Origin of the sequence: Dietzia sp. NCCP-2495, from assembly GCF_026011735.1 — a bacterium.
Lineage (GTDB): Bacteria > Actinomycetota > Actinomycetes > Mycobacteriales > Mycobacteriaceae > Dietzia.
Genome location: NZ_BRVN01000018.1, coordinates 38,827 through 61,549 on the forward strand (window position 1 = coordinate 38,827; position 22,723 = coordinate 61,549).

Here is a 22,723-nt window from a genome sequence, read left to right on the forward strand (position 1 = left end):
ACGACGACCTGCCGGGCCGCCGTGCGGCGACCTGACTACTGTCAGAATCTAAGCACCCAAGCGCGCCCGCGTCCCTCGGTTGCAAGACATTGCTCCCAGTTTGCAAGACCACCGGTGCGACGAGCGGTGTCAGAATCGCACCGGGTGTCTTGCAGTCGCGAGAGCATGTCTTGCAACCGGGAAAAGGAACGGCGACGCAGCGGTGGGAAGCGGCGACGCGGCGAGGGGAAGCGCCCGCCGATGCGGATCAACCCGAACTCGTCCCGCCCAGCACCTCGCGCAGCGCCGCGGCGAACGCGTCCGCATCGCGTGCCACCAGCCGCGAATAGCTCAGTACCAGGCCGGACAGCCGGAACCGCGCGGACTGACTACTCAGCGACCGCGTCCGCCATCCGGCCCGCTCGAGGGCGCGGACCACGTCGTCGTCGTCATATCCGGGCAACAACACGCACAGGTGGAGCCCCGCCTCGACGCCTGTCACGTCCACCGTCGGGCACTCGCGCGCCAGCGCGGCCACCAGGCGCGCGCGCCGATCGCTGTACACCCGCGCCGCCCGCGCGAGGTGACGGTCCATCGCGCCCGCGGCCATGAACCCGCCCAGCGCCTCCGCCGGCAGCGACGACGGCCCCCGACGGTGCACCGCGAGCCACTTGTCCACCTCGCGCCGCAACGCCGCCGGCGGCAGACACCAGGCGACGCGCAGGTCAGGGGCCACGGACTTGGACGACGTGCCGAGGTACGCCACGCACCCGTCGGCGCCCGGCAGCGTCGCGAGCGCGGGCAACGGGGCGACGCCGTAGCGGAACTCGCCGTCGTAGTCGTCCTCGATCACCAGCGAGCCCGTCCGCCGCGCCCACTCCACCAGCGCGACCCGATGCTCGACACTCATGCGGTGGCCGAGCGGGTACTGGTGTGCGGGCGTGGTGAACACGATCGCGGGCGCCTCGCCCAGGCGCCCGGCGTCGAGGCCGTCCGGGTCGACGGGGTGGAAGTGCACGTCCAGCCCCTGCTCGCGTGCCATGAGCAGCGCGCCGCGGTAGCCGGGATCCTCCATGTGGAACGGGATCACGTCGGGGCCCGGCCGGCCGGCCTCCTCGGCCTGGGCGACGAACGCGGCGCACAGGGCGGCGATCGCAGAGCGCGACGAGTCGAACAACAGCGGGTCCGCGCCGGCGATCCCGCGATGCCGCCGCAGGTGCCCCGCCAACGCCGCGCGCACCGTCGGTCTCGGCTCCTCCCACGGGTTGACCCCAGCGAGCCCCTGCGCCGCGGCCGCCCGCACCGCCGACCGCCACGCGCGCTCCTCCACCAGCGCGGCGTCCGGGATCCCGGGACGCAGGTCGCGCGGCGATCGCCCCGTACGGGGCTCGGGTAGGGGCGACGACGAGGCCTCAGCCGCAGCACCGTCACTCCGCCGGGTCCGGGCACCCGCGCGGGCGGCCTGCGCGGCGCCCCGGCTGACGCGGGTGCCGGAGCCGTGTTCGGAGGCCACGAAGCCGGCAGCGGAGAGTTCGTCGAACGCGCGCACGACCGTCCCCCGGGACAGGCCCGTCTGCTCGGCCAGCGTGCGTGTGGACGGCAGGCGGTCGCCGTCGGACAGGGCGCCGTCCGTGATGCGCTCGATGATCGCGTCCACCAGATCCGCGGCTCCCGACACTTGCCCCAGGACCAGGGCGCCGGGGCGGGAGGTGCGGGACATGGACCAAGCGTAGGCGGCGACCGCGGTCACGAGTCCGGAGAAGTCGCCCGCCAGCGTGTAGCATTCACCAGCAGTGGGGGAGTATCCATCACGCTGTGGACGTCAGCACGCGGGCCCGAGGATCGGGTCGGCCGGGCACAGCGGCTCACACCAACGGTCAAGGCCCGGGTGAGCGGAGAGACTCACGGGACCTCGTCGTCCCCGCACCGTCTCTCACGAAAGGATCCGTTCCAGCATGGAGATCAACGGCCTGCTCTGGGGCATCACGATCGCTGTGATCGTCGGCCTCCTGGCGTTCGACTACATCTTCCACGTGCGCAAGGCGCACCTCCCCACGATTCGCGAGGCCGCGATCTGGTCCGCTATCTACATCGGCATCGCGCTGGTGTTCGGCCTCATGTTCTTCGCCGTGGGCGACACCACGCACGCGGTCGAGTACTACGCCGGCTACATCACCGAGAAGGCGCTCAGCGTCGACAATCTCTTCGTGTTCCTGGTGATCATGGCCTCCTTCAAGGTGCCCCGTGAATACCAGCAGAAGGTGCTGCTGTTCGGCATCACGTTCGCGTTGATCTCGCGGACGATCTTCATCCTGCTCGGCGCCGCGATCATCGAGGCCTGGTCGGACGTGTTCTACCTCTTCGGTATTGCGCTCCTGCTCATCGCCGGCCAGCAGCTCAAGGGCGAGCTGACCGGAGACGAGGCTGAGGACGAGGCCGACAACATCATGGTCCGCCTGGCCAAGAAGTTCCTCCCGGCCTCGCAGCACTACCACGAGGACAAGCTGTTCACCGTCGAGAACGGAAAGCGGCTACTGACCCCGATGCTGCTGGTCATGGTCGCGATCGGCGCCACCGACATCCTGTTCGCGTTCGACTCCATCCCCGCGATCTTCGGCCTTACCCAGGAGCCGTACATCGTGTTCACGGCCACGGCGTTCTCGCTGATGGGCCTGCGGCAGCTGTACTTCCTCATCGACGGACTGCTCGACCGGCTGGTGTACCTGTCGTACGGCCTCTCGGCGGTGCTCGGGTTCATCGGCGTAAAGCTGATCCTCCACGCCCTGCACGAGAACAACCTGCCGTTCATCAACGACGGCGCGAACGTCCCCGTCGTGGAGATCCCCACCACCCTGTCGCTGCTGGTGATCGTCGTGATCCTGGGCATCACCGTCGTGGTCTCGCTCAACAGCCCCAAGGGCAAGGCCCTGCGCGCGCTGCAGAACGCCGAGCGCTACTCGCACCGGTACACGGAGCTCCGGGCCGAGGGCGACGCCTCCGCCGCGGACCTGCAGAAGGCCGAGGAGCTCATGGACACCTGGACCCGCAAGGCCGAGGGCGTGGCGCCGAAGTACCGCGAGAGCCTCATCGAGCACAAGGACAACTACTCGGAGATCATCCGCGTGGCGCACGAGACTCGGCTCGCCTCCGCCAAGGCCGAAGGCCGCGAGGCCGGCGTGTCCGCGAAGATCGTGGAGCAGCAGGGCCCGACGGTCTGACCTGCGGCGGTGGTGCGCCGCCCTGCGCTGCCCGGCTTCGCGCCGCCTGGCCTCGCGCCACCCCGCCTCGCGCTGCCCCGCCTCGCCCCATCCCGCCCGCAGCGGCTTGAGCGCCCTGCGCCACAGTCCCGCAGCGCTTTGTTGCCGCTGCTGCGAACCTTGTCGGCGTCACTGCGAAGATCCGGCCTGATCTTCGCAGTGACGCCGACAAGATTTTCCGGTAGCCAGTCGGCCGCCCCGCCTGCCAAGCCCGGCCCCCAAGTCACCCGGCCTCAGTGGCTCGCGCGATCGCGTCACCCGCGCGCACGCCAAAGTGGTCTCGCCGTTTTGCATAAAGTGGACCTACTCAACACTCCACTTAACGGGTGAAATGGCCTCATGCACAGCTCCGCGACGGCCACCACCCATCCGACGCCCACCTACCGGCAGTCCGCGCGCCTGCGCGACGTCCGCTACGACGTCCGCGGCCCGATCCTCACCGAGGCGATGCGCCTGGAGGCCGAGGGCCACGACATCCTGCGCCTCAACCTGGGCAACATGCGCCCGTTCGGTCTGCAGGCCCGCCCAGAGATCGTCGACGCCGTGGCACGCGAGCTCGACGCCGGCCAGGCCTACTCCGATTCCCGCGGCATCCCGGTCGCCCGTGAGGCCGTCGCCGAGCACTACCGACGCTGCGGCATCGACCTGGTCTCGCCGGAAACCGTCTTCCTCGGCAACGGCGTCAGCGAGCTCATCACGCTGACTCTGCAGGCCATGGTCAACCCGGGCGACGAGATCCTGGTCCCCGCGCCCGACTACCCCACGTGGACGGGTGCGGTGAACCTCACCGGCGGCGTGCCCGTGCACTATCTGGCGGACGAGGACAACGGATGGAACCCCTCGCTCTCCGACATCGAGTCCAAGGTCACCCCACGCACCACAGCCCTCGTGCTGATCAATCCCAACAACCCGACGGGCGCGGTGTACAGCGAGGAGACGGTCCGCGGGATGGCCGACATCGCCCGCCGCCACGGGCTGATCCTGCTCAGTGACGAGATCTACGAGGAGCTGGTGTTCGGTGACGCGGTGCATCATCACGCCGCGCTCGCGGCGGGCGACGCCGTGCTGTGCCTGACGTTCGGCGGCCTGTCGAAGTCGTACCGGGTATGCGGGTACCGCGCGGGCTGGGTGGCGGTGACGGGTCCGCTCGAGGCGGCCGAGGACCTGCTCGAGGGCATCACGCTGCTGTCCAACATGCGGGTCTGCCCCAACGTGCCGGGCCAGTACGCGATCCCGGTGGCGCTGGCCGCGGGCAGGTCGGGCAGCGCGGGCTCGGATCTGCCGTCCGACATCGTGGACCCTGGCGGTCGCCTCGAGTCGCAGTTGGCGCGCGCCGCGGCCCTGCTCAACGAGATCCCGGGGGTGAGCTGCGTGCCGCCGCGCGGGGCGTTGTACTGCTTCCCGCGGATCGACAGGGAGATGTACGGGGTCGACGACGACGAGGAGCTCGTCCTCGACCTGTTGCGCTCGGAGCATGTTCTCGTCACGCACGGCACTGGGTTCAACTGGCCGGAGCCGGACCATTTCCGGATCGTCTGCCTGCCGGAGGCAGGCGTTCTCGAGGAGGCCATTTCCTCGATCGCGCGCTATCTGGAGCGGCGCCGGGACGCCGTCAGAGGACAGACCGCGGCCGGCGAGTCAGTTCGTTCTGTCTGACTCGCCGGCCGCCGCCTGCGATCCGCCGCCCGGCCATCCGCTCGGACAGTCGCCCGCCCATCGCCCGGCCATCCGCTCGGCCGATCGCAGGGCCTCCGGGTCACGCGATTCCGAGGTCGCCCTTGATGTAGTCCCATCCGGCGTCGAAGTTCTTGAGGAAGTTCGACCAGTTGTGCGCCCCGGTCGGGGTGTAGACAACCTCGTGCTCCACTCCGGCCTTGTCGAGTGCCCGCTCGAACTTCTCGGTGGCCTCGAGGACGCCCCGCTCGAGCACCACACCCACGGCCAACGCCTGCACGTCGTCGCGGTACACGGCCATGTCGTCGGCGGCGAGGACGCCGTTGCCGGAGGTGATGTAGACGGCCTTGCCGTCCAGGCCCTCGACGTGCGAGATCGTGTCGTTGCGAACCCACTCGTCGCTTCCACGCGGGCCCCACATGTTGTCCACGTCGGCGCCGCGGGTCTCCACGGTGAGGCGCATGGTCTGGTAGCCGAGCGCGTCCATCGTGGAGTAGTTGCCGCTGAACGACATCACGGCGTCGTACATGTCGTACGAGGCCGCGAGGTGCATGGCCGCCTGGGCACCCATGGAGACGCCGCCCACGGCATTCTTCCCGGTGGTCTCCAACTGACTCGCGACGATGCCGGGCAGCTCCTCGGTGAGGAACGTCTCCCACTTGTAGTTACCCAGGAGCGGATCGTTCTCCTGCCAGTCGGTCCAGTACGACGCGTACGCGCCGGTGGGCGACACGATGTGGACGTTGTCGTCGGCGATCGGGCGGGTGTCGACCTTGGCCATGGACCGATAGCCGGAGTGACTCTCCGGGGAGTCCACGCCGTCGAGAAGATAGAGCACGGGCGCCGGGCCATCGCCCTTGGAGGGCAGGACCTCGACCACGACCTCACGCTGCATCGCGTACGAGTCCACGACCCAGTACTCGAAGGCTCCGACGGTGGTCTTGCTGACGAAGCCCGCCGCCTCGACGTCCTTGTGCGGCCGGGGCGTGCCGCGCAGCGGCTCGATCGAGCCAGAGCTGAGCGGGAAGTCGGCCGAGCCGACGGAGCCGATGAGTCCGGCGGTCGAGCCCACCGGCAGCGAGCCGATCACCTCGAGCGCGGTCTCCACACCGCTCTCGCCGAGGCTGGACGGGTCGATCTGGGCGGCGGCCGGGGTCAGGGACCCGACGGTCAGGGCGAGGGCGAGGGCGCCTGCGGCAGAGGCCGCGATGTGGCGAGGTCGGAGGGACATGTGACTCCAGTGACGTGAGGGTGTACAAAACTCCTCACGACATTAACGGAGCCTGAGTCGACGGCGTTAATTGACCCGTCATGCTGTTATCTCCGGAGCGCCTCGACCACCTCTCCCTGCAGGTCAACCGGCTTGGTGTTCGGCCCGAACCGGGCCACGACCTGACCGTCCCGCCCGATAAGGAACTTCGTGAAGTTCCACTTGATGCGGCCGCCGAGCAGTCCGGATTTCTGGGCTTTGAGCCACGTGTACAGCGGGTGTGCGCCCGCGCCGTTGACCTCGATCTTGGAGAACATCGGGAACTCGACGCCGAAGTTCCGCTCGCAGAACGCGCCGATCTGCTCGTCGTCGCCCGGCTCCTGGTGCGCGAACTGGTCGCACGGGAAGCCCAGCACCACCAGTCCGTCGTCCCGATGGTCCTCGTACAACTTCTGCAGGCCCTTGTACTGCGGGGTGAAGCCACACTTGCTGGCGGTGTTGACCACCAGTACGACCTTCCCTTCGTACTCGGCCAGGTCTTGGTCGGTCCCGTCGAGACGGGTCGCCCGGAAGTCGGAGAGCGTGCGCTGGTCGTCGGCCATGGAGACTCCTCGTCGTCGCCGTCACTGTCACTGTCACTGTCACTGTCACTGTCGCTGTCACTGTCGCTGTCGCCCGCAATTCTGACCGTTCCCCTCCCCGCGGCGGGGCCGTACCCTGGTAGACCCAGGCATCGGAGGCTCCATGCGCACCCTGATCTACACCGCGTTCGTCTCTCTCGACGGCGTCGTCGAGGCGCCCGGCGGCGAGCCCGACCACCGCAGCTCATCGACCGCTATCACCTGTTGGTCTTCCCTGTCGTCCTCGGCGCGGGTAAGCGCATGTGGAGTGAGTCGGACAAGCCCAAGCAGGCGCTGACGCTCGTCGAGAGCGGGTCTTATTCCAACGGCATCCAGAAGCTGGTCTACGACGTGACCGGGTTCGTCGCGGAGGACTGACCGCGCGGTGCCACGGAGGACCGGCCCCGCCTACCTTCCCTTGGACACCTCGGGCATCCGCAGCGACGAGGCGGCACCTATCAGCCCGAGCACGGCGAGGAAGACCAGCGCCCACTGCACTCCGAGCAGCGCGAGCGCCGAACTGATGGCGCCGACGACCAGCAGGATGACCCCCATCATCGTGTTGCCCACCGCGACGTAGGCCGTCCGCGTGTCCCCCTCGGCCACGTCCACGACGTAGGTCTTCCGCCCCACCCGGACGCCGGAGTGCAGGAGTGTGAGCAGGAAGTACGCGCCGACGAACACGGCCGCACCGATCGCCGATCCGCCGTTGAAGCCCGGCAGTGCGACGACGACGACGAGCGCGATCGCCACGACCGAGGCCGCCGACGCGGCCCGCGCCATGAGCAGTCGACTCGACCGGTCCGCCATCCGGCCGAAGATGCGGCCTCCGATCAGCGCCGCGACCCCGGAGGCGAGGATGAACCCGCCCAGCCCGGTGAGCGCCCCGGTGCCCGCGGCGACCGACATCGACACGATGAACGGCGGACTCAGCGACGACACGAGCAACAATCCGCGGACGGTGATGAACTTCCGGAAGGTCTCGTCCTCGCGGAACAGCGCCACCGCGTCGGCGAACCACGACGTCCGCTGGTCCGCAGCGTCACCGTCCTCGGAGCCCGAGCCGTCACGTTTCGCGGCGCCACTGTCCGCGGCGTCCCCATCCCCGGCGCCCGCGTGCTTCTCCCCCGCCGGCTCGCGCACCTGCGCATAGATCGATGCCGAGAGCATCCACAGCATCGCGCCCACCGCCAGCAGGATCGCCAGCGCGGTGTGGTCGAGGTCCTCACCGCCGAGTATCCGTATCGCCAGGCCCAGCGTGATCGCCACGAAGCCCGAGGCCGACGTGGCCAGACCGATGATCTGTCCGCGCTCGCCGGACGGAATGGTTCGCCCCTGTACGTCCTTCGACGCGATCGAGCACAGGCACCGACCCAGCGAGAAACCGGCGAGGGCGACCAGGATCCCCACTCCGGCGGCGGTCCCGCTCCCGAGTGCGGCGATCACCGCCATCACCGCCACCGTCGCGGCCTGGACGAGCGCGCCGGCGGCAAAGACCCACTTGCGCCTCTCCACCCGCACCACCAGCGGGGTGAGGAAGGCCTGCGGCAGCATCGACCCGGACTCCCGGATCGGCACCAGCAGACCCACCAGCGCGGCCGGCACGCCGAGGACGTGGAACAACCACGGCAGTACGGTCGAGGCGCTCACGGTCTGGTCCCCGGAGGACTGCAGGGTGTTGGCGGCGACCAGCCTCAGTCCGTTGCGCGGCACCGCGCGGCGCACGTCCTCCGGCAGTGTCACTTCATCGGGGTCGACGCGTGTGACGAGTCGGGTGTACAGACGATCGGGGGCGCTCACGATGACCGACATTAGACCTCGGCTACGACACCGTCCGCCCGAATCCCCACCCACCCCAACAATCCGCTACTCCCCCTGGGGATCCGCTACCGCTCGAAGGGTAGCGAATCCGTAGGAGGAGTAGCGGATTCCTGAAGGGCTGCCCGTCAGCCGAGCGGCCCGCCGCAGTTGGGCCATGCGCCGGCGCCCTGGCTCGCGAGCACCTTCTCGGCGATCTCGATCTGCTGTTCCTTGGTCGCCTGGTCGGCGGTGGCGGCGTACTGGCCGCCGCCGTGGCCGGACCACGTCTGGGCGGAGAACTGGAGGCCGCCGTAGTAACCGTTGCCGGTGTTGATCTGCCAGTTGCCGCCGGACTCGCACTGGGCGACCTGGTCCCACGCGGAGACCGGGGCTGCGCCGGCGGCAGGAGTGGCCAGGCTGGCGGCTCCGGTGGCGACTCCGCCGGCGAGGAACGCACCGGCAAGGGTTCGGGCGAGATTCTTCTGCATGTGTCGTGACCTCCCTGGGGGTCTCGTGTCGTGCATCCGTTCTCGGACAGCCGCAGACACTACGACCCGGCCCGGGGTCCGGCGCAACCGAAGAGCGGGCGCGCGCGGCGTGGGAGGGGGTGGAAATGTGGACGACGACGGCTCCACCATCCACCCCCCCGCCTGTCCGTCTGAACTGGGATTTCCCGCCGGTCTCCGGCATCGGCGCACGGCTACCGCAGAGCCGGCGGCGAGCCGGTGGTGAGTTCCGGCACACCGCTCCGGACCGGGCACAAGAGTGAGGCCGAGTAGGTCGCGCAGACTGGGGCCGAGCTAGGAGTGCGGGTATACGAACCCGCGCGTGACGTCGATCCCGACCGACTCCCCGACCACAGTCGGCGTGGCCCCGCCCGGCGGTGCCGGGATCCGGAACTCCAGCTCCCCGCGACGGCAGATCACCGTGCGCTCGCTCCGCCCGTAGAGCGAGGTGAGGAACTCCGCCCCGATCCGGTCCGGCGCCGCTCCCGGGTTCGCCAGCGCGAGCCCTCCCGGCACGAGCGCCAGCGTCGCCGGGCCCTCCACGGCTCCGGCCGGTGCCACGAGCCGGTCCCCGCCCAGGCTGATCCCTCCGTCGGCGGATCGGAAACCGTCAGCGTCGACGCGCCCCGTGATCAGAGTCGCGTCGTGGAGGAACCCGGCGACGAACGCGCTGCCGGGGTGTGAATCGAGGATCTCGGGCTCGGCGCACTGCATGAGCCGACCCCGGTTGAGCACGGCCACGCGGTCGCCGATCGCAAGCGCCTCGTCCCTGTCGTGGGTCACGTGGATCATCGTCAGCCCCTGCTCCGCGGACAGGCGCCGCAGGACCAGCCGCAGGGACGCGCGGAGCGGCTCGTCGAGTGCCGAGAGCGCCTCGTCGAGAAGCAACACGCCCGGTCTGGCGACGATCGCCCGCGCCAGGGCGACGCGCTGCCGCTGACCACCCGAGAGGGTGTCCGGCCGACGGCCTGCCAGGTGTCCCAGCTCCACCGTCTCCAGCGCCTCTGCCACCCGTTCGCGACGCTGGGCAGCCGGAACCCCGGCCCGTTTGAGCGGGTACGCCACGTTGTCGCGAACGCTCATGTGCGGCCACACGGCGTGGTGCTGGAACACCATCGACAGGCCACGCTGCTCCGGAGGCAGGTTCACGCCGTCGCCGAACAGGTGCCGGTCACCGACCCGGATCGTGCCGGACGTGGGACGCTCGAACCCCGCGACCGCACGCAGGAAAGTCGACTTGCCCGATCCCGACGGGCCGACCAACGCGAGGATCGAGCCGGCGCCCGCCTCCAGATCGAGCGAGGTGAGGGCGGCGGTCTCGCCGAAGCGGACATCCACGCCGCGGGCGACGAGGTCAGGCACGGTTACTCCCGGTGTCGTTCGAGATGGGATCTGGGGCGGCATCGATCACGGGTCCACTGGAGGGGGCCCCGTCTGTCGAGGAACTGCCTCGGGGCGTGGCACGGGTCGAGGCGCGAGTCGACGCGGTAGACGCCGCAGACAACCCGGTCGACGTCCCCGCGAAGCGTGCTCCGAACAGCGCCAGGGCCAGCAGGCCCACGGCCATGAGCGCCACCGACAGGGCCGACGAGGCGTTGTAGTCCCCGGCCCGCTGGTACTGGAAGATCACCACTCCCAGTGTCTGGGTGCCCGGGGCGACGAGCAGCACCGACAGGGTCAACTCACGGACGGCGGTGAGCGCCACCATCACCATGCCGATCCCCGCCGCCGGGAGGGCCAGCCGGACGCTGGTGTCCATCCGACTGCGCAACGCTCCGGCGCCCCCGATTCGTGCGGCCTCCTCCATCGACGAGTGGATTCCCGCGAGCGGGCCCCGGACCGTCTGCACGACGATCGCGGTGAACGCGGTGACATACGCCCCGAGGATCACCCACCTGGTGTTGAACAGGCCGGTGTAGCGGCCGAGGATGAGCCATCCGGTGGCGATCACCAGTCCCGGCACGGCCTGGGGAAGCAGGACGCTCAGCAGCATCGGTTCCCTGTCCCGGTTGGCCAGGCGGGTGGTGAACAGCCCCACGAGGAGGCCGATCACGCCACAGATCAGTGCGGCACCCAGCGCCAGGAACACGGAGTTGACGATTCCGTCGACAGTGGTCGGGGCGGTGAGAGCGCGGCGGAAATTATCGAGTGTCGCGGTGTCGAGTGTGAGCGGGACACCGGGCGCCGGAAGCAGCGCCCGGACCAGCAGGCCCACGAGCGGGGCCGCGGTCACCACGACGCTGACCACCCACGCCGCAACGCCCAGCGGACGGCGGGCGCGTCCGAGTTCCTGTGGCTCGGCGACTCGACCTGTCCCGCCGAACTCCACCCCGCCCTTGGAGACCTGCCGGTCCAGTAGCGTTCCCAGCACGCCGAGCAGCAACAACACGATCCCGATCTGCGACACCGTCTGCAGGGGCGAGACCACCGACCCCGACTCGAGCATCCGGTAGACCAGGGTCGACAGGGTCTCGTACCCCGCGGGCAGACCCACGATCACGGGGATGCCGAAGTCGCCGATCCCACTGACGAACGTCAGGGTGAACGCCGCGGCCATCGCCGGTCGGATGAGCGGCATCGTCACGTCGAGGTGCGTGCGAAGTGCCGTGGACCCTGACAGTCTCGACGCCTCCTCGAACTCCGCCGGGATCCTGCGCAGCGCCGCCGTGACCACGAAATACGCCATCGGGTAGGCGTGCAGGGTCAACAAGAACACCACGCCGGGACCGCCGTAGAAATTCCACGGCGCCACGCCGAACACACGGTCCAACAGTCCGCCGTCGGTGAGCAGTCCGCTCCACGCGATGGCCCCGATGAACGGCGGGATGAACAGCGGTGTGAGCAGCAGCAGACGCAGGGCTCCTCGACCGGGCAGGTCGGTGCGGTCCAGCAGGAATGCCATGATCGTGCCGATGATCACGGCTCCGATCGCGGACAGCAGAGAGCTGACGAGACTGTTGACCGTGGCCTGCCCCAGACCTTCCTCGATGAGCTCGGGCAGGTGGTTGGCCCCCAGCCCCAGCGAGACGACCATGGCCAGGGGCACGACCATGACGCCCGCGAGGGCCGCCCACAGGGCGAGACGAAGGGTGAGGGTCACCTACCGGACGGCCTCGTTGAAGGCGGCCACCGCCGACTCCTTGGAGGCCGCGATCTCGTCCAGATCCTGGTCGAACAGGGTGATATCGGCCATGGCCGGTGCTCCCTCGGGGCTACCCGCATCGTCACGGACCGGCAGGTAGCTCTGCTCGACGGCGAGCTCCTGGCCCGTCTTCGAGACGATGAAGTCGAGGAACAGTTCGGCCGCCTCCGGGTTCGGGGCGTCGGCGAAGATCGCGCCGGGCTGGGTGATGTAGGGGACGCCTTCCTCCGGGTAGCTGACAGCGATCGGCGAGCCCTTGGCCGCGAGGTCGCGAACCAGGTAGTCGACCACGATGCCGATCGACCGGGCGCCCTCGGCCACGGCCTGCGCGACCGGTCCGTTGGACTCGGCCACCTGCGGGGAGTTGGCACCGAGCGCCTGGATCCACTCGGAGCCGAGCTCCGGCTGGAGGCTCCACGCCGCCGCGTTGAACGCCGCGGCTCCGGAGACGTCCGGGTTGGGTAGGACGATGCGGTCCTTGTATTCCGGCTCCGTCAGCGCCGCCCACGACGTCGGGGGCTCGGTGACGTCGTTGGTGTTGTAGGCGATCACGGTCGGGATCACGCGCGTACCGACGTAGTAGCCGTCCGGATCCAGCGCGAACTCCTCGAGGGCGTCGGCCTCGGCGGGCTCGTACTCTCGGAGCAGGTCCTCATCTTTGTACGCCTCGAAGGTCGGGACGTCGGCGGCCAGGAGGATGTCCGCGGCCACGGCGCCGGTGGAGCGCTCGGCCTCGATGCGGGCCTTGAGGTCACCGGTACCCGCGCGGAACACGTTGACCTCGATGCCCGGCTGCTCCTCGTTGAACGCGGCGATGATCTGGTCGATCTTGGCCTGCGGCTCGGAGGTGTACAGCGTGATCTCACCCGTGGCACCCGAGGAGCCCTCGGCCGTGGCCGACTCCGTGCTCTCGGGCTCAGCACACCCGGCCAGACCCACGGCACCGGCGGTGAGAACCGCGAGAGACGCCTGTACCGTACGACGGCCGATCGATCGAGACATCCAGAAAACTCCTCATCCTGAGAACCACATGAGCGCCCAATGATGACAGTCTCACACCACCCGCCCGGAAGATCCGGGTGAATGCGGAATGAACTCCTGCTCGACACCGGACGTCAGCCGGTCCGAAGCAGGGCGTCAGTTGGCCTAATTCCGGGCGTCAGCTGTCCGAGAGCCGGGCGTCAGCCGGCCACGGCCGCCGCGAGGTTCGCCAGCGCGTCCTCAAGCTGCTGCTGCGAGACCAGCGGGAACTTGATCTTCTCCAGGTACTTCTTGTCCGTGACCTTCGACCAGTCGTAGGTATGACGCACCAGTGTCGAGTCGGAACCCTGCGGCTCGAGCTCCCAGACCCACTCCCAGCCCGGGGGCTCGATGCCGGGACCGGGCGCTGTCCGCCAGGCCAGCAGTTTGTCCGCTGCGTAGCCCACGACGTGATTCTCGGTGCGGTATTCGCCGCCCCGGTGCGGACCTTCCATATCCATCTGGAAAGTGTCGCCGACCTGCTGGATCCGGTCGGTCTTGTGGTCGCCGCGCACGAATCCGGAGCCGTCCAGCCGGGCATGGTTCTCGGGGTTGGACAGGAACTCGAAGATCTCGGCCGCCGAGTGGTCGATCACGCGCTCGACGGTGATGGAGGTGGAATTACTCATGCCCCCACCCTGCACCCTCCGAGGCGATCTCGCATCCGGCCGAGCTCCCGTTCGCCGGCGCCGGTGCCGGCGCACGCGCCTGTGCCGGTGTTCGTGCTGATGGCGGTGCTCGTGCTGATGGCGGTGCTCGTGCTGTGGCCGGTGACGTGACGTACCCACGTGGTAAGCACGTGATATGGGAACCACGCTCGAGATCACCACGGACGACGGCACCGCGGAGGCCTACCTCACCGGGTCCGGGCCGGGAGTGTTGCTGTTCATCGACGCCATCGGACTGCGGCCACGCATCGAGGAGATGGCCGACCGGATCGCCGGCTGGGGCTACACGGTCCTGGCCCCGAATGTCTTCTACCGACTCGGCACCCGCGAAGAGCTACTGCCGCCTTTGGACCTCACCGTCCCCGAGAACCGAAAAGCCTACGGACCGGTCATCATGCCGCGTGTGCAGGGCTACACACCGGACCAGTCCAACCCGGACACCGAGCGCTGGCTGGACGTCCTGGGTGAGCACGCCACCCCGGGCCAGGTCGGCGTGACCGGCTACTGTATGGGTGCACGGCTCGCGATCCGCGCGGCGGCCCTGCGTCCCGAACTGGTCGCCGCGGCGGCCGGGTTCCACGGCGCGGCCCTGGTCGACGGTTCCGACGAGAGTCCACACCTGCTGCTTCCCCACTGCCGCGCCGAGTTCGCATTCGGGCACGCCGACGCCGACCCGGCCAACGACGCGGAGGCGATCGCCGAACTGGGCCGGGCGCTCGACGCCGCCGGGCTCACGGCGCGGAACGAGACTTATCCGGACGCGCCGCACGGGTTCAGCATGTCGGACACCGCGTCGTACCAGGAAGCCGGCGCCGAGCGGATGTTCCAGACGCTCGAGGACCTGTTCAGGCGGACGCTTCGCGGCTAGCTGTGCTGACCACGGACGCTTCGCGGCTGACCGCGTCCGGCAGGCGCGGTCACGTCGCGCTCTCGGCATGCGCCACGGCGGTCGTTCCGCTCGAATTTCCCGTCACCCGGCCGATGAGCCGAGTGCTCGCGAGGAAGGTGGCGCGCGTGTACCGCTTGGAGTACCAGGCGAACGTGGCGAACGCGTCCGGGGTGATGACGGTGCGCCGCGCCTCGATCCCCTTCACCGACCGTCTGGCGATGATCTCCGAGGTCAGGTGGGTCTTGGACAGCAACTTCCGGGCCATCTCGTCGGCCTCCGGGTCATCCCCGGACAGCGAGTCGGCGAGCCCCGACCGGAAGAACTGCGGGCAGATGACCGACGTGGTGATCCCGCGCGGGCGCAGTTCGGCGTCGAGGGTCTCGCCCAGGGCGACGGCCGCGGCCTTGGTGGCGTTGTAGGCGCTCATCGACGGCGCGTGGACGAGGCCCGCGGCGGAGGCGGTGATGACGATCCGCCCTCCCCGCGGCAGGTTGCCGGCCAGCGCGCGGCAGCCCCGGACGATGCCGAGCACGTTGATGTCGATGATGCGCTCCCAGGAGGCCATGGTCGTGGTCTCGAGTGAACCGCCGACGGCGATACCGGCGTTGTTGACGAGGATGTCGAGGGAGTCGACGACGACTGCGACGTCCGCCCAATCGGCATCTGAGGTCACGTCGAGTTTCCGGTATGACCAGATGCCCGGCAGCTCCGTGACCTCGGGTGGGGCCTCGGCATGGATATCGGTGAGGATCACCTCGTCGCCCAGCGCCAGGTACTCGTGGGCCAGCGCCAGACCCAGTCCGGAGGCGGCGCCGGTGATGAGGACCCGCCGGCCCCCGGGTCCGGCTTCCGGGATCTTCTCGCCCAGGACGGTGCGTAGGGTTTCGGACACGCTCATCGGCTCAGGCCCACCTTGTCGTCGTCGTTGTCGTTCGCTCTCTCCACCCCGCGGTCAGTCCCCACCCCGCGGTTTTTCTCCGCCTGGTGGTCGCGGTCCCCGGCCAGGCGCGCGCCGGACAGCTCCACGTCCGGCCCGAACGCCATCCCGCGGCTCTGGTCGCCGAACGCCAGCTCCGGGATCTCCACCAGGTAGTTCTGCACGTAGCGCCACGGACGCTCGTCGCCCTGCTTGGGGAAACGGTGGCCGTCGCGCTTGATGTAGCCGGCGTCGAACTCGAGCAGGAGACGGTTCGCGGGCGCGTCCGGCAGCACTGGGGCGTAGACCTCGTCGCCGCGCTTCCACAGCTTGACCATGTAGCGCGAGACCATGTCCGCACGCAGCGTCCACGAGGAGTTGATGTAGCCCACGGTGAAGCTGAAGTTGGGCACGCCGGCGAGCATCATGCCGCGGTAGGTGGCCTGCGCGGGGATGTCCAGCGGTCGGCCGTCGATGCTCAGCGTGCCGCCGCCGAACGCCAGCAGGCGCAGGCCGGTGGCCGAGACGATCACGTCGGCGGGGATCTCGACGCCTGTAGTGAGGCGGATGCCGGTCGGCGTGAAGGTCTCGATGTTTCCGGTCACCACACGGGCGCCGCGCTGCAGGGAGCGGAAGATGTCGCCGTCGGGGGCCTTGCAGACGCGCTGGTCCCACGGCCGGTAGCTCGGTGTGAAGTGCTCGTCGATCATCTCGTCCGGGATGAAGCGGCGCTGCATCGCACGCAGGGCGGCCTTGAACAGCCACGGCGCCCGCTGCGCGATCACGTACTGCGACATGTCCCGCGCGCCGTGGTTGAGGCGGGCGACCCTGTACGCGGCCGATCCGGGGAGCACCCGCTTCCAGAACGCGCTGATTCGGTCCTTGGTGGGCAGCGGACCGATGTAACTGGGAGTGCGCTGCAGCATCGTCACCTCGGCGCTGAGTTCCTCCAGCGCGGGCAGCAGCGTCACGGCCGTGGCACCCGAGCCGATCACGACGATCCTCTTGCCCGCACATTCCAGGTCGTCGGGCCACTGCTGCGGGTGGATGATCCGCCCTGCGAAATCGGCCTCGCCCGGGAACTCGGGGCGGTAGCCCTCGGCGTGGGAGTAGTAGCCCGAGCCGTAGTGGACGCGGCGGGACCAGACGATCCGCTCGGTGGGGCCGGACCGCTCCCCGGCGGCGCCCGTCTCGCCCTCGCCACCACCGGTCACGCACGTGATCCGATACAGCTGACGCGCGCTTTCCCAGTTCGAGTCGGCGACCCACGACCGCAGGCGCAGGCGGTCCAGCGCGCCGGCCGACCGGGCGGCCTCGCGGATGTACTCCTTGATGTCCGCGCCCCCGCCGAGCGTGGAGCCGTGCGGCCAAGGGCGGAACGGGAAGCCGAAGGTCGCCATGTCCGAGTCCGAGCGGATGCCGGGGTAGCGGAAGGTGTGCCACGTGCCGCCCAGGTCGTCGGCGCTGTCGTGGACCTCCCAGTTCCAGTGTGGGAAGGCCTGGTTGACGTGGTGCGCGAGGTCGATCCCGGAGATGCCGGCGCCCACGATCAGCAGGTCGAGCGGGTTCTCGGGACTCGAGCCCGGCCACTCCTGCTTGTCATCTGAGGTGCTCATGTCAAGTACCGTAGCCGCCCGCCGCCGCCGAGACTTTCCCGAACGCGCCAAGAAGTTGAGATTTCGCGCCAACGGGCGCAGTGTGACGGCATGGCGTACATCCGATCGGCCGGCCTGCGCGGCGTCCGGCAGGTGGTCACCGGGCTGGGCGGCGACCCCAATGACCTGGCACGACGCTGCGGACTGCCCGCACAGGCACTGGACAGCGACGAGATCCTGGTCGAGGACCTGTCGATCGCCCTGCTCCTGGAGACGGCCGCCGCCGAGCTCGACTGCCCGGACCTGGGCCTACGGGTGGCACAGCTGCAAGACCTGGACATGCTCGGGCCGGTCGCGGTGGCGGTGAAGAACGCGCGCAGCACCACCCAGGCGCTCGAGATGACCTCCAAGTACCTGTTCTTCCACTCGCGCTCGATCGAGATCACGGTGGTCCCCGACCCCAGGGGCGACGACGACGTGCTGGGGGTGCGCTTCGGCTACCGGGACCCGGACCAGGTGATCCCTCCACAGTCCGTCGACCTGGTGCTGTTGTTCCTGCACCGCGCCATGCAGAGCGTGCTGGGGCACGACTACGGGCTGCTCACGGTGGAACTGCCGAACGAGCTCAATGTCCCCGCCGAGCAGTACGAGGCCCTGTTCGGCGCCCCGGTGACCGGGGAGTCGCCGGACGCGGTGTTGCGCGTGCCGTCCGCGCTGCTCGGGCAGCCGATCACCGGCGGTGACCAGACACTGCAGCAGCTCGCGCTGCGCTACCTGGACCAGCACGTCCCGGCCGATCAGCACGGGCCGACCGACCAGGGATCCACCGCGGGCCCTCCCGGCTTCCTCGACCACACCCGGGCCGCCCTGCAGCAGGCGCTGGAGACCGGCACCTCGTCGCTGGCCGCCGTGGCGGGGATGCTCGCGGTCTCGCCCCGCACCCTGCAGCGCGAGCTCGCCCACGAGGGCACGACGTTCTCCGCGCTCCGCGACGAGGTCCGCCGCGAGACGGCGCTACGCCTGCTCACCACCACCCGGATCCCGCTGTACCAGATCGCCTCCGCCGTCGACCTGGGCGACGCCACCACGTTCAGCCAGTACGCACGACGCTGGTGGGGGACGTCGGCCCGCCAGGTGCGACAGCGCGGCGCACCCGCGGTGTAAGTGGGACAATGGGCGCCATGAACGCGTCCCCGTCGTCTGATCCGCTGTCCCTCCTCGGCATGGGGATGCCGGAGGACGACGCGGACACGGCGGACGACCCGGTCCGCGAGCAGATCCTCGACGCGGCGATCGCGCAGTTCTCCAGCGTCGGGATCGCCCGGTCCACGATGGGCGACATCACAAGGAGGGCCGGCCTGGCGCGGATGACGCTGTACCGACGGTTCTCCACCAAGCAGGAGTTGGTCGAGGCCGCACTCATGCGGGAGGCCGCCTGGTTCCTGGAGGAGTTGCAGCGGGAGGTCGACACCCACGCCGCGCTCGAGGTCAAGCTCACCGAGGGGTTCGCGTTCGCGATCTCCCGGCTGCGGGACCACGGCCTGCTCAACCGGCTCCTGGAGACCGAGGCGGAGTCGACCGTCCCCCACTTCACTGTGCAGGGCGCGCCGCTGATCACGGCGGCGGCCCACTTCCTCGCCGACCTGGTCTCGCGCAGCGTCCACGACTCGCGGAGCCACGAGGAGATCCTGGTGGTCTCCGAGGTGGTGGTGCGCCTGGTGGTCTCGTTCGTCCTCAGCCCGTCACTGATCATCGACCTGGACGACCAGGACACGGTCAAGTCTTTCGCGCGGAATCAGCTCGGCCCGCTGCTGGGCCCGTCGGAGTTCCCCCGCGACGCCTGACCACCGTCTGACACACGGCCCGCACCCGGGCCGACACCTCGCTTCCCACGGCCTGACTTTCCACGGCCTCACCAGGGCCGCACCGGAAACCGGCGTCCCCACCGTTGACACGTGACCCCATTCCGTCTAGCGTCAGTGACAAATAGATGGAGATTGTCACTCTGTCTCCACTTCGGATCGTCGGAACCACCGACCGGCCTTCGGGCCGGTGACCGGAAAGGTTGATCATGACCGCTGTCGCACCTCGCCCGTCGGCCACCACCGAGGAATACGAGGCCACCCTCCGCCGCCTGTCGGAGGCCTCGGTCCACCGCCGCTTCGACCCGTTCGTCGACATCAGCTGGGATCACCCGGATTTCCAGGTGGACCGCACCGACCCGCGCTGGATCCTGCCCGCGGGCATCGACCCGCTCGGCGGCCACCCCTGGTACAAGGCACAGCCGATCGAGAAGCAGATCGAGATCGGCCTGTGGCGCCAGGCCAACATCATGAAGGTCGGCCTGCAGTTCGAGAACATCCTCATCCGCGGGATCATGCAGTACGTCTTCAAGGCCGAGAACGGCTCGGCGGAGTTCCGGTACCTCACCCATGAGGCCACCGAGGAGTGCAATCACACCCAGATGTTCCAGCAGGGTGTCAACGTGATCGGCGCCGATGTGCCCGGCATGCCCCGGTGGCTGCGCGCGATCTCCCCGATCATCCCCATGGCGGCCGGCCCGCTCCCCGTGGCGTTCTTCATCGGCGTCCTGGCCGGCGAGGAACCGATCGACCACACGCAGAAGCAGGTCCTGCGCAATTCGGACAACCTCCCGCCGGTGCTCTCGCGGATCATGGAGATCCACGTCGCCGAGGAGGCCCGCCACATCTCCTTCGCCCACACCTACGTGGCCCGCAACGCCCCGCGCCTGTCCAAGCGGAGCAGGTTCATGACCTCGCTGCTGTTCCCGGTGATCATGCGCCTGCTGTGCGACGCGATCCTCAAGCCCACCACGGAGTTCCGCGATGCGTTCGACATCCCGGACGAGGTGGTCAAGGAGCTGTACTGGGACAGTCCCGAGTCGCGCCGCTTCCTGTCCGACCTGTTCAGCGACGTCCGGATGCTCGCCGAGGAGTCGGGGCTGATGAACCGCACCTCGCGCAGGGTGTGGAAGGCACTGAAGATCGACGGCCGCCCGTCCCGTTTCCGCGGCGAGCCGCCCGTGGCGTTCCGCGAGACCGTCGACGCTGCAGCCGACACGCCCGTCGACGCGTCTGCCGCATAGGAGCCGACAGTGCCCCACGTCGTCACGCAGGCCTGCTGCGCGGACGCGAGTTGCGTCCACGCCTGCCCGGTCAACTGCATCCACCCCACGCCCGACGAGCCGGACTTCGGCACGGCCGACATGCTCTACATCGACCCGGTCTCGTGTGTCGACTGCGGTGCGTGCGTGGGGGCCTGCCCGGTCGGGGCGATCGTCCCGCACACGGCGTTGGAGCCGCACCAGGAAGATTTTCTGCGGATCAACTCCGAGCTTACCGGTGACACGCGCCCTCCGCGGCCGCAGGCCACGGTGCCCACCCTGGTCCGGCTCGGTCCCACCCGCACCACGCTGCGGGTGGCCGTGGTGGGGGCCGGACCCGCGGCGCTGTACGCGGCCGACGCCCTGCTTCGGCAGGACGGCGTCCAGGTCACGGTGTTCGACCGGCTGCCCGTGCCGCACGGGCTCGCGCGTCACGGCGTGGCACCCGATCACACCGACACCCGCGCGGTGGCGGACCTGTTCACGGCGATCGAGAACGAACCCGGCTTCGACTACCGGCTCGGAGTCGACGTGGGTCGGGACGTCACCGCCGCCGAGCTCGCCGACCACCACCACGCCGTCATCTACGCCACCGGCGCCGGGACGGACAAGCCGCTAAACATCCCGGGCGTCGACCTGCCGGGGAGCACGTCCGCTACGGAGGTAGTGGCCTGGTACAACGGCCACCCGGACCACTCAGGCGCCCACGTGCCGCTCGATCACGAGCGGGCGGTGATCGTGGGCAACGGCAACGTAGCCCTGGACGTCGCGCGGATCCTCGCCACCAACCCCGAGCGCCTCGCGGGGACCGAGATCGCCCCGCACGCCCTGGCGGCGCTGCGCACCAGCGCTGTCCGCGAGGTGGTGGTGCTGGGCCGCCGCGGTCCGCTGCATGCCGCGTTCACGTTGCCGGAGCTGGTGGGTCTCGCCGCGCGTGAGGACATCGACCTGCGAGTGGACGCACGCGACGGCATCGATGTCGACGCCGCGACCGACACCCAGACCCGGCTCAAGCTCGAGTACCTAGCCGAGCTCGCCGCGCGCCTGCCCGCCGCGCCGGGCGATCGCCGCCGGATCGTGTTGCGCTTCCAGACCTCCCCCGTGGAGGTCGTGGGCGCCGACCGAGCGGAGGGCCTGCGGGTGGTGCGCACCGATCTCGAGGTCGACGACGACACCGGCACCGCCCGCGCCGTCCCGGTTCCCGGCTCCGAAGAGGTCATCGCGGCCGGGCTCATCCTGGGTTCGGTCGGCTACCGTGGCGTTCCTGTGCCGGGAGTGCCGTTCGATCCGGCCTCCGCGACGATCCCCAGCTCGCAGGGCCGCGTGCTCGACGAGCCCGGCGGCAGCGAGGTGCCGGGCCAGTATGTGGTGGGCTGGATCAAGCGCGGACCGCGCGGGTTCATCGGCTCCAACAAGACGTGTGCGGCGGAGACCGTCAACGCCCTGTTGGCCGACGCCAACTCGGGGACGCTGCCGTCGCCGCGGCCCGCGTCCGCGTTCGACGCGCTGCTACGCGGTCGCCGCCCCGGTCTCATCGACGGTGCCGCATGGCGCCGCGCCCGCCCCCGCACGGAGGCCGCTGCCGCTGTCTAGTGGGCCCCGGTTTCCGGCGCCTGATCGGCGGCTCCCGGTCGACCGACCGCCGCGCAGACCCGGGGCCGGCCGAGTCCCGCGGACATCCAGTCGACCAGGTCCGCGACGTACTCGCGGTGCGGTGGGAACGAGTCGGGGGCGGCTTCCGCTCGGGCGGCGAGGTCGGAGGTGACGACGACGACGAGTTGCCGCACCCGGTGCCGTGCCATCTCCGTGCCGCACCGTCGCGCCGTCTCGCTGACCAGTACCTCGAGCTGATCCTGGAGCACGGTGCCGCCGACCGGCCCGGCGGTGATGGTGCGACCGACCTCGGTCAGCGGCCCCACCTGGGCGATCACCCGGAGTGTGCAGCGTCCTTCTTCGTCGAGGAGCAGATCCGCCAGAGGCGCCACCACGGCGCGTACAGCCTCCGGCAGATCGGGCGGGTCCGTGCGCCAGCGCGCCTGGTCGGCCCGGCGCTCGCCCTCCATCCGCGCCACGCCGTCGGCAAGGATCTGCGCGAGCAGCCCGCTGCGGGAACCGAAGTGATAGTTGATCGCCGAGTCGTTTCCCTGCCCGGCGTCGGCGACGATGTCCCGGATTCGGGCCGACTGCCAGCCCTCGTTCGCGAATCGGCGCAGTCCGGCCAGGTAAAGGGCCCGGCGAGTGTCGGAGGAGGTTCGCGGCATGGGCCGAGTCTAGACAGGTGTGGCCCGACCCCTTCCCGCGGATTAACAGTAGGTGTTAAATG

The 22,723-nt window shown here is 69.6% G+C and carries 19 protein-coding genes and 1 pseudogene; 8 read left to right on the forward strand and 12 right to left on the reverse strand.

Annotated features, from left to right (window positions below):
• Positions 1-247 precede the first annotated feature (247 nt).
• Complete coding sequence (locus OPF83_RS13625; RefSeq protein WP_264888046.1) at positions 248-1,699, reverse strand: PLP-dependent aminotransferase family protein; 1,452 nt, start codon at positions 1,697-1,699, stop codon at positions 248-250.
• Between the two features lie 235 nt (positions 1,700-1,934).
• On the opposite strand from OPF83_RS13625, the gene OPF83_RS13630 reads away from it, so the two are divergent.
• Together OPF83_RS13630 and OPF83_RS13635 are read left to right on the forward strand one after the other, a co-directional pair.
• Positions 1,935-3,197, forward strand: a complete 1,263-nt coding sequence (locus OPF83_RS13630) for a TerC family protein (RefSeq protein WP_264888047.1) — start codon at positions 1,935-1,937, stop codon at positions 3,195-3,197.
• A 378-nt stretch (positions 3,198-3,575) separates the two neighbouring features.
• Positions 3,576-4,892, forward strand: a complete 1,317-nt coding sequence (locus OPF83_RS13635; RefSeq protein ID WP_264888049.1) for a pyridoxal phosphate-dependent aminotransferase — start codon at positions 3,576-3,578, stop codon at positions 4,890-4,892.
• Between the two features lie 100 nt (positions 4,893-4,992).
• Here the strand turns inward: OPF83_RS13635 and OPF83_RS13640 are convergent, their stop codons facing one another.
• Together OPF83_RS13640 and OPF83_RS13645 are read right to left on the reverse strand one after the other, a co-directional pair.
• Positions 4,993-6,141, reverse strand: a complete 1,149-nt coding sequence (locus OPF83_RS13640) for an alpha/beta hydrolase family protein (protein ID WP_264888051.1) — start codon at positions 6,139-6,141, stop codon at positions 4,993-4,995.
• Positions 6,142-6,227: 86 nt separating this feature from the next.
• On the reverse strand, positions 6,228-6,722 hold the full coding sequence (locus OPF83_RS13645) for a glutathione peroxidase (RefSeq protein ID WP_264888053.1): 495 nt from the start codon (positions 6,720-6,722) through the stop codon (positions 6,228-6,230).
• 222 nt (positions 6,723-6,944) lie between these two features.
• Here OPF83_RS13645 and OPF83_RS13650 point away from each other — a divergent pair.
• Positions 6,945-7,118 (forward strand): annotated as a pseudogene (locus tag OPF83_RS13650) (dihydrofolate reductase family protein); the annotation flags it as partial.
• A 30-nt stretch (positions 7,119-7,148) separates the two neighbouring features.
• Here the strand turns inward: OPF83_RS13650 and OPF83_RS13655 are convergent.
• The 6 genes from OPF83_RS13655 to OPF83_RS13680 form a co-directional block, all read right to left on the reverse strand.
• Positions 7,149-8,540, reverse strand: a complete 1,392-nt coding sequence (locus tag OPF83_RS13655) for an MFS transporter (RefSeq protein ID WP_264888054.1) — start codon at positions 8,538-8,540, stop codon at positions 7,149-7,151.
• 146 nt (positions 8,541-8,686) lie between these two features.
• Positions 8,687-9,028, reverse strand: coding sequence for a transglycosylase family protein (locus tag OPF83_RS13660; protein ID WP_264888055.1), 342 nt, complete (start codon positions 9,026-9,028; stop codon positions 8,687-8,689).
• 312 nt (positions 9,029-9,340) lie between these two features.
• The gene (locus OPF83_RS13665) at positions 9,341-10,408 is read right to left on the reverse strand and encodes an ABC transporter ATP-binding protein (protein WP_264888057.1); all 1,068 of its coding nucleotides are present in this window, start codon (positions 10,406-10,408) and stop codon (positions 9,341-9,343) included.
• Positions 10,401-12,146 (reverse strand): iron ABC transporter permease, encoded by a 1,746-nt coding sequence (locus tag OPF83_RS13670; RefSeq protein WP_264888059.1) that lies wholly within the window; start codon positions 12,144-12,146, stop codon positions 10,401-10,403. The genes OPF83_RS13665 and OPF83_RS13670 overlap by 8 nt, the downstream gene beginning before the upstream one ends.
• The gene (locus OPF83_RS13675; protein WP_264888062.1) at positions 12,147-13,190 is read right to left on the reverse strand and encodes an ABC transporter substrate-binding protein; all 1,044 of its coding nucleotides are present in this window, start codon (positions 13,188-13,190) and stop codon (positions 12,147-12,149) included.
• Between the two features lie 179 nt (positions 13,191-13,369).
• Positions 13,370-13,837 (reverse strand): SRPBCC domain-containing protein, encoded by a 468-nt coding sequence (locus OPF83_RS13680; protein ID WP_264888064.1) that lies wholly within the window; start codon positions 13,835-13,837, stop codon positions 13,370-13,372.
• Positions 13,838-14,012: 175 nt separating this feature from the next.
• On the opposite strand from OPF83_RS13680, the gene OPF83_RS13685 reads away from it, so the two are divergent.
• Positions 14,013-14,744 carry a dienelactone hydrolase family protein gene (locus OPF83_RS13685; protein ID WP_264888066.1) on the forward strand — a complete coding sequence of 244 codons (732 nt, stop codon included), beginning with the start codon at positions 14,013-14,015 and terminating at the stop codon, positions 14,742-14,744.
• Between the two features lie 49 nt (positions 14,745-14,793).
• On the opposite strand, the gene OPF83_RS13690 is transcribed toward OPF83_RS13685, so the two are convergent.
• Positions 14,794-15,663: an SDR family NAD(P)-dependent oxidoreductase gene (locus tag OPF83_RS13690; protein ID WP_264888068.1), complete on the reverse strand. Its 870-nt coding sequence runs from the start codon at positions 15,661-15,663 to the stop codon at positions 14,794-14,796.
• Positions 15,660-17,297, reverse strand: a complete 1,638-nt coding sequence (locus tag OPF83_RS13695; protein WP_264888069.1) for an NAD(P)/FAD-dependent oxidoreductase — start codon at positions 17,295-17,297, stop codon at positions 15,660-15,662. Before OPF83_RS13695 ends, OPF83_RS13690 begins: the two co-directional genes overlap by 4 nt.
• Positions 17,298-17,387: 90 nt before the next feature.
• On the opposite strand from OPF83_RS13695, the gene OPF83_RS13700 reads away from it, so the two are divergent.
• The 4 genes from OPF83_RS13700 to OPF83_RS13715 all read left to right on the forward strand — a co-directional run bounded on the left by OPF83_RS13700 (position 17,388) and on the right by OPF83_RS13715 (position 21,993).
• On the forward strand, positions 17,388-18,440 hold the full coding sequence (locus OPF83_RS13700) for an AraC family transcriptional regulator (RefSeq protein WP_264888070.1): 1,053 nt from the start codon (positions 17,388-17,390) through the stop codon (positions 18,438-18,440).
• 17 nt (positions 18,441-18,457) lie between these two features.
• Positions 18,458-19,120, forward strand: coding sequence for a TetR/AcrR family transcriptional regulator (locus tag OPF83_RS13705; RefSeq protein WP_264888071.1), 663 nt, complete (start codon positions 18,458-18,460; stop codon positions 19,118-19,120).
• A 227-nt stretch (positions 19,121-19,347) separates the two neighbouring features.
• On the forward strand, positions 19,348-20,382 hold the full coding sequence (locus tag OPF83_RS13710; RefSeq protein WP_264888072.1) for a diiron oxygenase: 1,035 nt from the start codon (positions 19,348-19,350) through the stop codon (positions 20,380-20,382).
• 9 nt (positions 20,383-20,391) lie between these two features.
• Positions 20,392-21,993, forward strand: a complete 1,602-nt coding sequence (locus tag OPF83_RS13715) for an FAD-dependent oxidoreductase (RefSeq protein WP_264888073.1) — start codon at positions 20,392-20,394, stop codon at positions 21,991-21,993.
• On the opposite strand, the gene OPF83_RS13720 is transcribed toward OPF83_RS13715, so the two are convergent.
• Positions 21,990-22,661, reverse strand: coding sequence for a TetR/AcrR family transcriptional regulator (locus OPF83_RS13720; protein ID WP_264888075.1), 672 nt, complete (start codon positions 22,659-22,661; stop codon positions 21,990-21,992). The two genes, OPF83_RS13715 and OPF83_RS13720, sit on opposite strands and share 4 nt — an antisense overlap.
• Positions 22,662-22,723: the final 62 nt, after the last annotated feature.